Below are 14,989 nucleotides of genomic sequence, written 5' to 3' on the forward strand. Positions count from 1 at the left end.
CGCCATGGGTCGCGCTGGCCGACTATCTGACGGGCGAACGACGCGGCGGCGACGATCGCCCGCTGATCAGCGTCCTTGGATCGCGACGAGTTGCGGGATGCCCTCACCGAGCTTTTGGTCGACGCGCGGGTGCATCCGAGGCCGAAGGCCGATGCTGAGTCCCAATCATCGACGGCGCGATCGTGAATGGCGGTGCAGGTCGGTAAGGCTGCTGCGGCGCGAAATCCGGGCTCTGTCCGGACCGCCAACGATAATTGAGGCCGGCACACTGTCCCTATTTTTCACCATGTCGGGAACACCGGCCTTTCGAGCTACCAATCGCCACTTTCGTCGATACTCCGCTGTCGACCACGGCATCCCTGTCACGTCGTTTATGACAATTGGCCCAACTCGTTCATTGATCAGACGGATTATCTCATCTTGGCCGCCCAGCTCATCGAGGATCATTGGAGCCGTTCTTAGATCAGCTTCCATGAGCTTACCCTGACAGCCGGCGACAAGAGCCGTCGGTCGCTTATCGAAAACGGATGTCGAATCAGAAACTTAGGTGAGGTGGGTTGTCATGCACGCTCTTGGGAAAAAACCGCTGACGATTGCCGTACTCGGTCACTATGGCTCTAAGCCGCTGGCAGTGCTGGCCAATCAGTGCGCAGTTTTGAAGACGTCGGGCGCGAGCGTCAAATTGGACGGTTGCCGACCCGCGATCAGGGGCCCAATCAATAGGTTAGCGGCCTTATGCGGTTTTTCTGCCCCGGTGCCGCTGCAGGGGCACGGCATGATATTTCGAAGGGCGGGCACCGGCCCTAAGAGCGCGAACCCACTCGCAAAGTTATGTGGACGCTGCACATGCTCCTCAGCCTGTGGAGTTCGTCACCGGACGATCATTGCCAGCGACCAGTCGGTTTCGTTCGCGCGGCGATCGTCGTCTCGATTTCCTGAACCATCTTGAGAGAGCGCGGGATTGCCTTCGGACCAGTCATGCGGAACATCAAGTGGGCGGACCGGGGAGGACCAGCTGGGGATTTGTAGAAACCATATGGCGGGTCCCACGAAGCGATCCTGAAACAGACCGGCCCCATCCTTCATCAGGTGGAAAGGGGACCTCACGTCATCTTAGACGATCATCAATGCATTATGAAGAGTACTGCCAGGCTCGCCTTGACGAGATGCTGCGGATCGATGCTGTAAAAAGGCGACGAACTTCCGACGAAGGCGAACCCCGATGGTGCGTACGATTGTACTTGCCGCATTCTTATTGATGTCGGCTTGCTATGTTGCTGCCGCTCAGCAGACTACCGCCGACCAGTACGCCGACCTGCAGAAGAATTTCGCCGAAGCATACAATCGTAAAGACGTCGATGCCATGGCCGCAGCTTTTACGGACGACGCCATTAGGGTGACGCCAAGCGGTATGTTCGTAGGCCGAGAGGCGATTCGCCGTAATCTGCAGGATGTTGTCAACTTGGACCTGCACGACTACTCGGTAGAGCGCAACGTGTCGCGGTCTTTCGGCAACTTCGTGTTTAATGCTGGCGAGTGGCAGGCGAAGCTGGGAGACCAATCACTACACGGCTACTATACCGCAATCGTGGTCCGAGACGGTAGCGTGGCGAAGATCATGGAAGAGACCGTGACCGTTGCTGCTCCTGGGCAATGATGAAGCTTCAGTATGAGGCGACTATCGGCCTGCTACGCTGGTTGGCATTGTTCTTCTTGCTGTGCTTAGCCTGCGGCTCTGTTCACCCCGAACGCCGGGTTGCGCTCCTGATCGGCAACTCCGCCTCTAAAAGCGTTCACCCGCTTGCGAACCCGGTGAACGACGCCACTCTGTCGGAGGCATGTTTACATACATAGGCCGGCGATTTCTGTCATTCCGCACGTCCAGCAACCTCCTAGCGCGCAGATGCGGCAGCGCCCTCTGAGACCTGTCGCCGTCACGCCGCACGCGGCATTCCGTTTGTGACTATTAAGCAGCCTGGCTTCGACCGCTGTCGATGACCATGAACAGCGCGCGCCGTTGCCGCTCAGCCTCTGCGTCCATCGTCCCCGTTGACCGGCCCCGGCGAAGTTGTTGCCGCGCCGGGCATTCGACGTTCTCGCCAATCGTCGGAAGCTTGGGGGCTTAAAAGACTGGCAAGGCGCAGGTAGACAAACAGACCATCCGTGTTTGGCTAGTGCACTACCGCATCCAGCTCCACATCCACCGCGACGACCGGAAGGCCTTCAGACGAACAAACGATGGGTATCCATCAGGACGAGAACTTCACCCTGCGTGCGGTCTCGCGGATCACTCCTCTGTTCAGTACGTGATCCGATCGGCATCATCAGGCACCGCCTACTTCAATCGGATTGTAACCCCTCCGACGGCTGCGGACACTTCTGCTCCGAGTTTCGGACCGCTGAGCTGCAGGATCACGCCGTTGGCATTCTGCAGCTGCACGGCTCCGGCACCGGCGGCAACAGCGCCCCCTGCTCCGCCCGCTGCATAAGAGCCTTCGATCGAGGCGGGTCCCCTCAGGTTGAGGGCTCGACCGACGAGCTTGGTCGTCGAGGCGCCGATCGTGAAGCCAACGCTCATGCCCGAAACCGTGAAGGGATATCTCTTGCCGTGAAGGAGCAAAACGCCTTCGCCTCCACCCACGCCGACGATGAACCCGCCCTTGGTGAAGACGACGGCAACCTCCCCGGTATCGGCGCGCGAAGCCGTGCTGAACCCGGCGACGCCGACGAGCAAGGCGGCAAGCGCGAGGCGTGTAGCGAACTTTTTCATACTGTATTCCTTTGAGTTGTTCACTTGCTTACTGAGCAAGCAGCATTGCGAAATAGCCAAATACGGTAAGCAAGATGCCGAACACGGCATAGCGAAGGTGTCCAGGAGTGGTCGTGCTCGCCGCCTTTCATGGGGCCTGAAGCGTAGGTTCGCGCCGGATCCTTTTTGCATTGATTCGAGTCGCCCAGTCGCGTCCGCACCATTGCTAGCGCGCCCCCGCATCAATATCGACTGGCTGGATGATTGTCGGGGTACCTTCGGTGAAGATGAACGTACCGGGTGTGTTGCGGTAAGGCAGGGCTTCGTATTGTAACGCGGAGTATAGCACGGCGATACTGACGAACTGGTTATGTTTAAGGTCATCATGCGGCGTGAGCTGGGAGATATCGACGACCTGAACTTTTTCTCTCAAGGCCGCCTGCCGCACCAGGGGATTGTCAATGTCGAGGGCTCCAGCACGGGCGTAAGACCCGGCCAAGAAACTGGATAGTCCGAGCGCACCATCGTCCTTGGATACCAGTACCAGCAACGGCAGCTTCAGCGGACCTACGGCTCGGACCTGGGCCCCGAACGCGTACGCATCAATATCGGGAGCGGCCAGCACGACGCGGCCGAGGCGTGCGATGACCCTGTCCTTACCTTCACTGCGAAGCTGCTGCAGAGTTTCCATGGTCAGCATGCCTCCCATGCTGTGGGCCAACAACGTTATCTCGCCAACCGCCGGGCTGCTGGCTAACATCGACAGTAAGGTCACAAATTGGTCCCGCGAACTGGCCGCCGCTTCCTTGTCGACCGTGTAAGCACCGACCTGCCCCTGAGAAGGCCATGAGAACAGGATTGCAACCCCCTCAAATTTCATGTCGGCTTGCAGTTCGGCAAGCCTGAACAGCGATTCTTGGAAGGTGCTGTTAAAGCCATGGACGAAAAGAAGGATGTTTTGCTTCTTGCGGTGGCGTGCGCTTTTCGGCGCAACCGCGTTCTGAAACTCGGCCTCGCTCATCGGGGTTTGACCGACGACCGCGAAGCTTTTCTGCGACTCAGCAGCTTCTTTCGACAAGTCGAGGCTGCCGGGTTTGCGACCGGGAGGCACAGATAGAGCAAACTTGCCGAAGTTGAGAGTGTTCGCACGACTGGCCGTGAAGACGTTTTGCGACGGACTTGCTCGCTCACGGTTGGTCGCCACATACAGGTCCATGGGCCTTTCGCCCGACGAGGCCGCCACCGGGGTTAGCAACTCCGGACCTGGACGTGTGGCGCAGCCAGTCAGCGGCCAAGTGAGCAGTGCGGCGAAGGCCCACCGGTGAGCCGCGCCGCAAATCCGATAAGAAACTTTTGAACTTTCCAACTACCTACCCGATTCAGATGGCTTCGTACCGTTATCTCGTTTCCCATTCATCAGCACGCTACGACTTTACCGGTGTTTCGTGGCTTTTCGGACCATTTGATCGCCCAAATCTAGAAGCAAGCTATTGATCTGCATCAATAGCCGCGTGTGCGCACTCGCCTCAAGAAATTCGCCTTGAGATGGCCCACAACCTCGCCGATCTCGAGGGCTGCTGGTGGGTTATCCTGTCGGCTGCGGACGAAGGAAGAGCGACCGGACGAGTGACGTATCGATGAGGCCATCGCCCCGTTCTTGATCAGCTATTTTGATTACCCGTTTCGCCGTCGTAACTTCCCACGAACTGCCCGAGATCATTGACACCATTGATCTGAGTATTCGGCCCTACGTCGATTGTCTTGGAACTGCCTCCGCTGTAGACAAAACCATGATGGCCCGTGAAGGTAACATCCAACGATCTCGCCAGAATTATTGATGCCGTCGGGAATGGTGGTGTTGGGCAGAGCATCAGGATCGTTGATGATCGTGAACGAGCCATGGCTATAAAGAAAGGCGCCGGTGCCATTATTGCCGACGATTTGCCCCAAGTCGTTGATGCCCAAAGCGCCAAATGCCTCATCGAGTGTTGTGAACGTATACCTGACCATGTTTGTGCCTCCCATGACGTTTCGATTATCGATGCACGTATGTCAGTGTTAATGAAGGATCTAGGTAGGCTGAGTGCTCCTCTTTGGTTGAGGCGCTTGACAGTTGCTGCTGTCAAAGCGGAAGTCGGTCACAGTGCGGGGTTGTAGGCCCTAGTCTTAGTTCGCCTTTGCGCCGGAGTGATGATGGTGACGAGAGAAGACCGTAGCCAGTTCCTCCGCCGACGGAGGGTACACGTCAAACCAGTCGTGCCCGTAGACTTCCTCTCGCTGCTTGTCCAACGTCGACTGATCGATAGGAATGTTGGCTCCTGGAGTGCCGCGCCCCTTCCCGACCACTATTGCCGTCAGTGGGGCATATCGTTCTCCATGCAGTAGAACGCGATGTGACCCAGTATTTCGTTGAGTACTCCGGCCGCATCACGATCGTACATCAGCCAGGACAGGTCCTGGTAAGTGACCATCTGTCGGTTCATCGCCTTGCCAACCAGTATCTACCAAGCCTGAACCGCGCGGTGGGTGGGTAGAGCTTGGATTAAATCTTCGCACGCCTCACCTCCTCTTCGGTCTTAGTTCTGCTCAAGCATCTCAGAACGCGGTCAAGCGATATTGAGCCAGCGCAAGGAAAGAGAGATGTATTGACGCAGTGATGCGGTCACCCAAGATCACCCGCCGCATCTTGACCGATGCTACGGCGCGTTGGGACGAGCCGTGGAATAGCGAGCACCGGGTCTCGCATAACGCTGATTGAAAGAGCGACCCCGATCAGACATTTGGCCAGTCGTGCGGTCTCTCGTCCTTAGCTCTTTCCTCGCTAGGAGAAATAACAGCGTCTGGCGCCGTGCTTCGTCGCGTGACGGGTCCACGAGACCTCTAAAATTACATTTATCATTGTTGCAGTGTGGCGCGAAGAAAATCGCTTGATCGTGTATAATGGCGATCTCGCCGGTCGAGTGATATCTGTTGATGTGGATGCGTGGTCTCCCGTTGATCTGCAGTACGTCATAGAGGCGGGCGAGACGCTCCTCAATGTGCAGTTTCCGGCTGCGTTCAAGGGGTTCCTTATCTGGCTTGCCGCGCAGGATCAGAAATCATTGTTGGAAATGATCGGTTTGCTAACTCTAGAAGATAGCACGCAGCCGAAATTGGAGGTGATGACCCCAAACCTGCCCCGCGCGTGGCGTTGTCCCTAGAAGGCAATCGTACCGCTAAATATTTCTCCCAGCGCGTGCCACACGCCCGCCGCAGCGACGTGCAATCCGACCGCTTTCGTCAAGCCCGACAATTTGAGGGCCCATCGCTTCAACCGACCAGGATCAGGGCTATCGCTCGTTGCCTCTTGTTTCAGACTGTGTGCGACATCAGCAATCTCATCCTGCTGCTCTTGACCGAGTTTTTCAAATTCTGCCGACGTCAACAGATGATCAATGGCACGTACCAGATTGTTACTTTGGTCTGTCAAAGCGGTTTGTGAAAAGCCGTCGCCAATGCCGGCTTGCTGTACAGCGCCGGGACTGTTGACCATGTTGTTCACGATGCTAAGCGCAGGATGCTTCTTCAAGCGAAAACCTCCCATCGTCATTCCATGTTCGAAATCATCTATCGCCGCAGCGGAGACTTCGGCCAGCCGTACATCTAGCTCCTTCGCCATCTTCAACTTGAAGTTAGCCGTCGGGTCCTCGACCCTCGCCCATTGCCAAACTGGGGCAGCCATGCCCTTTTCAAGCGAGACGGTGAATTGGCGCAATAGATCGATGCCTTCGGGCGTCACCTTCTCAAACGCGTTGAAGATGAGCGAAACTCCGTCATTTGATACTCGTTTTCATCAACGCGAGCATCGCGTCATTGCTTTGGGTCAAGGTAAGGCCGCTCTCCAGCCGACCTACCGCTGTATTCTCGCGGTGAATACGGCTGATCCCGGCCGATGCATTTACGCTGGCACTTTCGATCAGGCGATCGAGGGCGCGTTTGACATAATTAGCGGAAGGCGAGGTCATGCTCGCTGTGGTAGCAAGTCCAAGGCCCGCCGCCACCGGCCGCGTGGTCGGGGTGCACAGCTTTGTGCCCGGGTGCCCCTACCCCACTAAAGCGGCCCCGGGCGGCCGGCTTTAGGAGGACCCGCGCCGGGCTAGGGCTGTCCGTAGGCACACCTTTAGGTGGGCAGCCTTTGTAGGTACCGCCCCGCCATAAAGCCTCGCGCCCGGCCCGCTAATAGGACCGCGCCCGACCCTATCCTGGCGCCGGGGTTTACCCGGGGGTTTTAGTCCCAGGAAGCGCCGAAAAATGCAACGAAAACAATTATCTATGGCGGAGGGAGAGAATCTAGAAAAGAACTTGCTCTACCGCTGCATCTCAGGTGCTCTCGGTGGGCGAGAGGGATGGGATTTCCCGGCTGCTTTGAGCCGTCGCGGAGCTTGGTCGCGGCATCATAGTACCTGAACAGGCGGGCCGCGCGACTTGGCCCGGCTTAGCCATTGGATGGCAAAGCCAAACAACAACCTGGGCAGGCGCGGCCCTGAATTTCCCCAGCGGGCCTCTTCGGACCAGCCCAGATTCCAGGTGCTCCTTTGGGTGGCTATGAATGGCCTCCGCGGGCCGATGAGGGCGACTGATTCTCGAAATCCTTCGCGGCTTTGTCTTGTATGCCGGCCAGGCCGGCCTATTTTCCGAGCGATTAGCACTCGCTAGCTTCGATTGCTATTTCATCCAAAATAAATGCGACTAGAAGGTAGGAGGAGAGCATGAAATTCCGTCCGCTTCACGACCGGGTCGTGGTCAAGCGCATCGACGCAGAAGAGAAGACTGCTGGCGGCATCATCATTCCCGACACGGCCAAGGAAAAGCCCTCGCAGGGCGAAATCGTCGCTGTTGGCCCCGGCGGCCGCGACGAAGCCGGCAAGCTGATCGCGATCGACCTCAAGGTCGGCGACCGCGTGCTGTTCGGCAAGTGGTCCGGCACCGAAGTCAAGATTGACGGCCAGGACCTGCTGATCATGAAGGAGAGCGACGTCATGGGCGTTCTCACCGACGTGTCTTCCAAGAAGAAGGCCGCCTAATCCACCGCCTGCACCGCTCACCCCTGAGGAGCGCCTGCCGGGCGCCTCGCCAAGGGTGAGATAAGACCAAGTCAACTCAGGGGAAACCAATATGTCAGCCAAAGAAGTCAAATTCGGCGTAGACGCCCGCGATCGCATGTTGCGCGGTGTCGACATCCTCCACAATGCGGTAAAAGTGACGCTCGGTCCGAAGGGCCGCAACGTCGTCCTCGACAAGTCGTTCGGCGCTCCCCGCATCACCAAGGACGGCGTCACCGTCGCCAAGGAGATCGAGCTCGACGACAAGTTCGAGAACATGGGCGCCCAGATGGTGCGCGAAGTCGCTTCCAAGTCCGCTGACTCGGCTGGCGACGGCACCACTACTGCGACCGTGCTGGCGGCTGCGATCGTCCGCGAAGGCGCCAAGTCGGTTGCCGCCGGCATGAACCCGATGGATCTGAAGCGCGGTATCGACATGGCTGTGGAAGCCGTGGTCGCCGACCTCGTCAAGAATTCCAAAAAGGTCACCTCGAACGAGGAAATCGCCCAGATCGGCACGATTTCGGCCAATGGCGATGCCGAGATCGGCAAGTTCATCTCCGACGCCATGAAGAAGGTCGGCAACGAGGGTGTCATCACGGTTGAGGAAGCCAAGTCGCTCGAGACCGAACTCGAGGTCGTCGAAGGCATGCAGTTCGACCGCGGCTATATCTCGCCCTACTTCGTCACCAATGCCGACAAGATGCGCGTTGAAATGGAAGATGCCTACGTCCTCATCAATGAGAAAAAGCTATCTCAGTTGAATGAACTGCTTCCCTTATTGGAAGCTGTGGTGCAGAGCGGCAAGCCGCTGGTGATTATCGCCGAGGACGTCGAAGGCGAGGCGCTGGCCACTTTGGTCGTCAACCGTCTGCGCGGCGGCCTCAAGGTCGCAGCCGTCAAGGCTCCGGGCTTCGGTGATCGCCGCAAGGCCATGCTGCAGGACATCGCGATCCTGACCGGCGGCCAAGCGATCTCGGAAGATCTCGGGATCAAGCTCGAGAACGTCACGCTCAACATGCTCGGTCGCGCCAAGAAGGTGATGATCGACAAGGAGAACACCACGATCGTCAGCGGCGCCGGCAAGAAGGCCGACATCGAGGCGCGCGTGGCCCAGATCAAGGCGCAGATCGAGGAGACCACCTCGGACTACGACCGTGAGAAGCTCCAGGAGCGACTCGCCAAGCTCGCAGGCGGCGTCGCGGTGATCCGCGTCGGCGGCGCGACCGAGGTCGAGGTGAAAGAGCGCAAGGATCGCGTTGATGACGCGATGCATGCGACCCGCGCGGCGGTCGAGGAAGGCATCGTCCCGGGCGGCGGTGTTGCCCTGCTCCGTGCTACCGAGCACCTCAAAGGCATTCGCACCAAGAACGACGACCAGAAGACCGGCGTCGAGATCGTGCGCAAGGCGTTGTCTTACCCGGCCCGCCAGATCGCAATCAACGCGGGCGAGGACGGCTCGGTGATCGTCGGCAAGATCCTAGAGAAGGATCAATACGCCTACGGCTTCGACTCGCAGACCGGCGAATACGGCAACCTGGTCTCCAAGGGCATCATCGATCCGACCAAGGTAGTTCGTGTGGCGATCCAGAACGCAGCCTCGGTCGCGGCGCTCCTGATCACTACCGAAGCCATGGTCGCCGAGCTGCCCAAGAAGGGCGGCGCCGGTCCGGCGATGCCTCCGGGCGGCGGCATGGGTGGCATGGGGGGTATGGACTTCTAAGCCCGACATTCAGAGCTCGACAATAATAAGGCTCGGCAGCGACGCCGAGCCTTTGCCGATTTCCTTGCGGTCAGACGGGGTCCAATCCTGGCACACCATTGCGCGAGCGCGCCGGAGCCCGCGCCGCCCAAGCAGCGATACTTGTCAGGCTCCTTAGCGGCCGTAGGGGAAGCAGCGGTGGCGATCGAGCGTGAGACCGAAATGCGCTCCTAGCGCAGCAATGGCCGCACCCTGCTCAAGATAAGGATCGGCATTGGATGCGGCAACGATGATGATCCGGAACCCGCCGCGATCCTTGCCACCCGGTGGCAGCATCGCTGTAGCCAGGGGATTACCCTCCCTGTCACGCAACGTGAGGAAAAGCGGCATCTCTCGCTGTACATGGGTCTCGAGGCCGATGTCGCGCTCGATCGCGTTGGGCTGCTCCGGACGCCAGGATTGGACTGCCTTCTCTCGCTCGCGGTAGAAATATTTCTCGACTGTGTGGCGCATCAGGCGCGACTCTTGCGCCGCTTCACCTTCCGTCTCGATACGGAACCAGGCCTTACCCTTCGGCGCGTCGCAAACATACTGCATTTCGCCCATCCTGCGATCGCCGCGATTCTAGGGCGGCGGGCCCGCAAAGCCAATACGAGATTCGCTCCCGTGTATAACGCTGCGTGATCGTATAATCGAAGTTCGGCTGCAACACCGCGCGACTATTGCCTGAGAGGCGATGGTTGGGCGCCAACCAGTTGGCGGGCGACTCCTGATACGTCGCTTTCGGGTAAACATGCCAAACACTCCCGCTGAGCACAACAGATCCAATCTCACCCTGATTGCCGAAGTCTAGACGGACACGGATTTTGGTCGCTACGGGCCAACAGGGGAAACAGCGCGGCTTGATCGTTCACTGAACAAGCACGTACTCATGGCGTCCGGCCGGCCGTGCATGCCTGGAATGCCTCAAGCGACAAGATTAGCGGAAAGCCACCGCCGGTTTGGAACGGCGACGGCTTCTTCTTAGCCGCTCAGACGGACGCGACTACCCGCCGCGTCGCATGAAGGAAACGGTTAGCGGGCGCTGCGAGGCCATCAATTGGACGACGCTCCTGTTTGAGCAATTCATCGACTAAACGCTCGAGGTAGGGCGGCAGAGGCGAGGCTTCGCGAGATAAGTTCTGTTGCAATCTGTCACCCACCTCGTCACAGATCGAGCGGGCAGTCTTATGATCGATCTTTTGATCGATGTGGTCCGATATTCGATTGGTCGGTTCCATATCGCGACCTTTCGATTAGGCCCCACGATTAACTTAAGTTTCAGGGATGCGAGATGTTTCGCGCACCTTCGAAGAATGCCGATGGTTCCATTTAATGGAACGAAGACACTGTGCGCAGACCGATTGCCATCGTCAGCGCTGATACCAGCAACCCACCGAGTTAGTGAAACTCTTGGGGCAAATGCTTGGAGGAAGTCCGATGACATTGAGAGGAGTACCGGCCGTCACGATAATCGTGCTACTCGGGCTCGGAGCTCAGGCCAAAGCGCAGGCGCCGTGCGCCGAAGTGTTGCGATTGCGTAACGCAGCTAGTGAGGCTTGGAAGCATGCGATGAGTGCACCGGCATGGCAGCGCTGCGGAGCCTTGGCCCAAGCCTCTGTCTCCACGGAGGCGACGCTCAACTACGCGGACAATAGCCGCCAGTCATGCAACATATCTGATCCATTGCTGAACGAGGTGGATGGGTATCATCGGCAAGCGGTGCAGGCTCGCGACAACATTTGTGCTGGACGTCCTCTTCGATCATATCCGCCGGACATCATCCATCGCTAAGATCCTATTGCGGGTACTAGGCCCGGTCTGGTCACCCTTCGATTGGCTGCGCGTCAAGGACCGCAAGGGTCAACAGGCGCCGTCCTGACCGCCGCCGGTCACGTCCGGTCTACCGCGACAGCCGGACGATTTTAGAGCCGGTCTGGGCTTCGCGTTCGGGCCAGAAGAGACTCATGCATTGGGCAGATTGCGAGTTGAATGACAGCGCCCACGTTCATCGCACTCCCGTGCCGTGGAGGAGCTGTTCACGGATCCAAACCTCACATCGGCCTATGACTTGCTAGATCACTCCGTTTCGAAAACGGCGTCAGCGTGGGAAAGCAAGAAAGACTTCGAAACGAAATGTCAGGTAGCACGTTGCCATTCTCCCCGTCACTGGCGCCATAGGGCCGGTTTAGAAGGAAGTCTCGATTGCCGAGAGCGCCTCGGGTGTTGGGTATTTTTCGTCGGCGAGCTACTCCCTCCGACTTTTGTTTCAGGCTCGTGTACGTGATGAACCGCATTAGGTCAGCGTCAGCCGCTGCGTAAATTGTGCATGGTAATTTCCGGCGGGCAATTGAGGCGCACGGGAACGACGCTCGAGCCCGCACCAACGGAAGTATAGCCGCTCATATCTCTGTACTGCCAAGGCCCAGCCCCCATCCGCCTTGGCAGCACCGCCTCAAGCTTGATGGGAATGGATCCGGGGAGACAAATCTGACCGCCGTGGGTGTGTCCGCTCAGCATCAGATCAAAGTTGGCATGCGCAGCCTGACGATAGACCTCCGGTGTGTGAGACAACAAGATCGAGAACTCACCGCGGGGTATCGAGAGCGGCCTTTTCGATGTTGTCCACTCTGAAGAAATGTGCATCGTCGATTCCCGCCAGATAGATCCGCTGGTCCTTGCGAACGATTGTTTCGCATTCATTGAGCAGCACGCGAATGCCCATAGCTTCGAGCCCGGGGACCATTTGAATCGTATCGTGGTTGCCGAGCACCGCATAGATTGGCTGTTTCAGATGAGTTGCGACTCGCGCGACACCATCCAGTGCGGGCTGGAACGGCCCAACAGTCCGCCCCCGATAATCGCCAGTTAGGACACACACATCGTACTGCATGCTGCCAACCAGCTCGATGAGTCTGTTCATGGCAACTTCATTCATATCCACGTGAAGGTCGCTAACGTGGAGAATGGTGAAGCCCTCAAAAAGGGGCGGTAATGTCTTGAACCTCATTTCGTTTCGTTTGACGAGAATGCGTCCTGCATTCTGTCGTGCACGCCAGTAAAGCCCCGTTGCCTTCAGAACCTTTCGAATGATCCACTCGGCCCAAGATGAGTTTTCAAGGTGAAAAAATGTGAGGCGGCCCTGACCAAATACCTGAGCTTCGTGATCTCTCTCAATCCCCAATCGCTGCCGGGCATGGAGCGGCCCGAGACGGATCTCGAGTTGCGCAGAATGTCTTCGTCCACCAGCTAGTCCTTTTGAACGGCATTCGGGTAGATATAGCCTATTCTCATGAGGCCAAGGTCAACCCGACAATGGCTAATTCCCACGATTCCACTGAATGTCGCGTTGGGTCATTTGGCTCGTGCACTGCAGCAAACTGCATCGCTATTTGATCACGCCGGCGCAGCCGAACAGCGACAGCGGCGATGACTTCAGGTTAATGGATGACCTCGACCATCATGCCTTGGATGACCGGCGCAAGACGTTCCACTGAAAGGCGCTCGCATGGTCAATAGAACGCTGTCAAAACAGACATTCGTTAGCAGTCAGGACGCATTTTGACCCAATGCAGGCTAGGATGCTCGCCGGCCCTCTCGGTCGCGGTAGTCGCAAACCGGAGAGGGCCTTTGACGATCTATTGAGCGGCTAGGGTCGGAATGCCTTGAGCTTTGGTGACCGGCGGAGGGTTCCACCTGCCGGTGAGCACCTCGGACTTTGGCGCGTACATGCGCAGCAACAAATTGAATGGTGTTTTAGGCGCAGGCAGCCAATTGGCTTCCTGATCCTTCCCGGGGCTTTCGTTTTGGACGTATAGGTCGAGCGAGCCGTCCCCATTGTACTTGAATGGCATCCAGCTGCTGACGGCGAAACGGTTTAACGCGTTGCCGACCTGGAATCCTTCCTGATCATAAAGCGTGATCGACCAGAAGGCATTGACCGGTGGCGCTGCACCCTTTTCAAAAGTGATCGTGTATTTGTTTGCGCCATCGAGCGGCTTTCCCGTTTCATCGCCAAGGTTGAGTGGATAGATTGCGTCCTCAACCAAGTTCGCGCCCAGTCCTTGCTGCGCGAGAATAGCCCGCTTCAAGTAATAATTGCCGTATACGCCCACTGTGTCGGTGTTCATCACCCAGCCGTTCGCCACACGAGCCAATGTTGGCAGTTTCCATGCCATCAGCTTCTGAGCGTCGCGGGGCGCGCCTTCAAGCGCCTTTTGTACGGCCGGATCGAGTTTGCTCATCTCGAAACTCTTGCCCACTTCGATCCCGATCTTCTTCATTTGAGCGAGGATTGGCTCATCGGTGATATGTGGCGGCTGCAACTTGAGCAACTCTGCAGCGTAGGCGAAATACTTCCCTGCCGCCATGCTATCCACCTGCGTCTTTGGTGGCGTCTTCATATCGATGCTTGGGTCGATTTTAGCTTCGACAGGCTTGGCGGCTTTACCAAAGTCGGAAAGAAGCGTGACTTTATAACCCGCCTGTATTTTGTGGACCGCATCGTAATCTGGCGGACCGTCCGTCTTGGTACGGCCAATGAGCCACACGTAAGGCGTGGGCGCGTCAATGCGCTGGGTTTCCCTCGGAAGCTTAAACTCGTCGATGAACCTGTCGCGCAAATCCGGTCTCCAGCCTTGGGGCGCTATCAGGAACGTGCCAGCCCTCGTGCCCGTGGTTCGCCATCCCGGCGAAGCAAAAACATCTGTCCACATGTCGAGCATCGGCAGGAGGTAGAAACGGCCATCCGTATCAGGAGCAGAGATGACGACAGGTTCTTTCGTGATGTCCAGCCAAGCCAACGAATATAGGGTGTCAAAGTTGGAGCGGACCACACCCTTGAAATCGGCGGGTGGATATTGAGGCACATTGGTGAATGTGTTCATCGGGCCTTTGCCAAATTCCTTGCCCGGCTCGACGTTTGTGAAGGTCTTCCGAGAAATATCCATCGACAAGAGCGGATACAAATAGATATAGGCGTCCACGGCGATTGCGTGCGCGTCCTCTTCGCTGATGGCGCTCTGCGCCAGTGCGATGTGCGGAAGGAAAGGCCCCGTGAGAAGGGCAATCACCGCGGCAATAGCGACTTTATTCAAACTAGCCTCCAATTGGATTGAGTGCTGTTTCAGCAACTATTCGTTGTACCGATCCGGCCTGCCTAGTCCTATGCAGTTTCGGCAGCGAACGCGCATGTCCCTGCGCCGCTATTGCGGTGACACTCTTAGCCCCCAACTGACCTGCCGCGCGCAGCGGGTCCAGGACCGCTTGTGGCCCATCGCTGCCGTCCGAGGGGCGGCTCGTCATGTCGGCTCTCAAGGACGGACCGGACCTTTGCATGTCAATCGGCCCTTTAATTGCGGTTTGTTGTCAAGCTACCATTCTTCTTCTCTCCAGTGACACGCCGGTAGCGATTGCTCC

The 14,989-nt window shown here is 57.8% G+C and carries 13 protein-coding genes; 5 read left to right on the forward strand and 8 right to left on the reverse strand.

Features of this window, described 5'->3' with window-relative positions; genetic code table 11:
- Positions 1 to 1,222 precede the first annotated feature (1,222 nt).
- The gene (locus tag AC0L27_RS37730; protein WP_473322868.1) at positions 1,223 to 1,657 is read left to right on the forward strand and encodes a YybH family protein; all 435 of its coding nucleotides are present in this window, start codon (positions 1,223 to 1,225) and stop codon (positions 1,655 to 1,657) included.
- Positions 1,658 to 2,335: 678 nt separating this feature from the next.
- On the opposite strand, the gene AC0L27_RS37735 is transcribed toward AC0L27_RS37730, so the two are convergent.
- From AC0L27_RS37735 to AC0L27_RS37745, 3 genes are all read right to left on the reverse strand, one after another.
- Positions 2,336 to 2,770, reverse strand: coding sequence for a hypothetical protein (locus AC0L27_RS37735; RefSeq protein ID WP_473322872.1), 435 nt, complete (start codon positions 2,768 to 2,770; stop codon positions 2,336 to 2,338).
- Between the two features lie 205 nt (positions 2,771 to 2,975).
- Positions 2,976 to 3,965, reverse strand: a complete 990-nt coding sequence (locus tag AC0L27_RS37740) for an alpha/beta hydrolase (protein ID WP_473322875.1) — start codon at positions 3,963 to 3,965, stop codon at positions 2,976 to 2,978.
- Between the two features lie 500 nt (positions 3,966 to 4,465).
- Positions 4,466 to 4,759, reverse strand: coding sequence for a hypothetical protein (locus tag AC0L27_RS37745; RefSeq protein ID WP_473322877.1), 294 nt, complete (start codon positions 4,757 to 4,759; stop codon positions 4,466 to 4,468).
- 917 nt (positions 4,760 to 5,676) lie between these two features.
- Here AC0L27_RS37745 and AC0L27_RS37750 point away from each other — a divergent pair.
- On the forward strand, positions 5,677 to 5,949 hold the full coding sequence (locus tag AC0L27_RS37750) for a hypothetical protein (protein WP_473322879.1): 273 nt from the start codon (positions 5,677 to 5,679) through the stop codon (positions 5,947 to 5,949).
- Here the strand turns inward: AC0L27_RS37750 and AC0L27_RS37755 are convergent.
- Both AC0L27_RS37755 and AC0L27_RS37760 read right to left on the reverse strand, forming a co-directional pair.
- Positions 5,946 to 6,527 carry a hypothetical protein gene (locus tag AC0L27_RS37755; RefSeq protein WP_473322881.1) on the reverse strand — a complete coding sequence of 194 codons (582 nt, stop codon included), beginning with the start codon at positions 6,525 to 6,527 and terminating at the stop codon, positions 5,946 to 5,948. The two genes, AC0L27_RS37750 and AC0L27_RS37755, sit on opposite strands and share 4 nt — an antisense overlap.
- 34 nt (positions 6,528 to 6,561) lie before the next feature.
- Positions 6,562 to 6,753, reverse strand: a complete 192-nt coding sequence (locus tag AC0L27_RS37760) for a hypothetical protein (RefSeq protein WP_473322883.1) — start codon at positions 6,751 to 6,753, stop codon at positions 6,562 to 6,564.
- A gap of 744 nt (positions 6,754 to 7,497) precedes the next feature.
- On the opposite strand from AC0L27_RS37760, the gene AC0L27_RS37765 reads away from it, so the two are divergent.
- Positions 7,498 to 7,812: a co-chaperone GroES gene (locus tag AC0L27_RS37765; RefSeq protein ID WP_473322885.1), complete on the forward strand. Its 315-nt coding sequence runs from the start codon at positions 7,498 to 7,500 to the stop codon at positions 7,810 to 7,812.
- A 91-nt stretch (positions 7,813 to 7,903) separates the two neighbouring features.
- Positions 7,904 to 9,553, forward strand: coding sequence for a chaperonin GroEL (gene groL / locus AC0L27_RS37770; RefSeq protein WP_473322888.1), 1,650 nt, complete (start codon positions 7,904 to 7,906; stop codon positions 9,551 to 9,553).
- Between the two features lie 153 nt (positions 9,554 to 9,706).
- On the opposite strand, the gene AC0L27_RS37775 is transcribed toward groL, so the two are convergent.
- Positions 9,707 to 10,138 (reverse strand): hypothetical protein, encoded by a 432-nt coding sequence (locus AC0L27_RS37775; RefSeq protein ID WP_473322889.1) that lies wholly within the window; start codon positions 10,136 to 10,138, stop codon positions 9,707 to 9,709.
- A 2,020-nt stretch (positions 10,139 to 12,158) separates the two neighbouring features.
- Positions 12,159 to 12,494 (reverse strand): metallophosphoesterase, encoded by a 336-nt coding sequence (locus AC0L27_RS37780; RefSeq protein ID WP_473322891.1) that lies wholly within the window; start codon positions 12,492 to 12,494, stop codon positions 12,159 to 12,161.
- A gap of 418 nt (positions 12,495 to 12,912) precedes the next feature.
- On the opposite strand from AC0L27_RS37780, the gene AC0L27_RS37785 reads away from it, so the two are divergent.
- Positions 12,913 to 13,068 carry a hypothetical protein gene (locus AC0L27_RS37785; protein ID WP_473322893.1) on the forward strand — a complete coding sequence of 52 codons (156 nt, stop codon included), beginning with the start codon at positions 12,913 to 12,915 and terminating at the stop codon, positions 13,066 to 13,068.
- A 141-nt stretch (positions 13,069 to 13,209) separates the two neighbouring features.
- Here AC0L27_RS37785 and AC0L27_RS37790 read toward each other — a convergent pair whose 3' ends face one another.
- Positions 13,210 to 14,667 carry a DUF1254 domain-containing protein gene (locus AC0L27_RS37790; protein WP_473322896.1) on the reverse strand — a complete coding sequence of 486 codons (1,458 nt, stop codon included), beginning with the start codon at positions 14,665 to 14,667 and terminating at the stop codon, positions 13,210 to 13,212.
- Positions 14,668 to 14,989: the final 322 nt, after the last annotated feature.

The organism is Bradyrhizobium sp. Ken51, assembly GCF_055807435.1.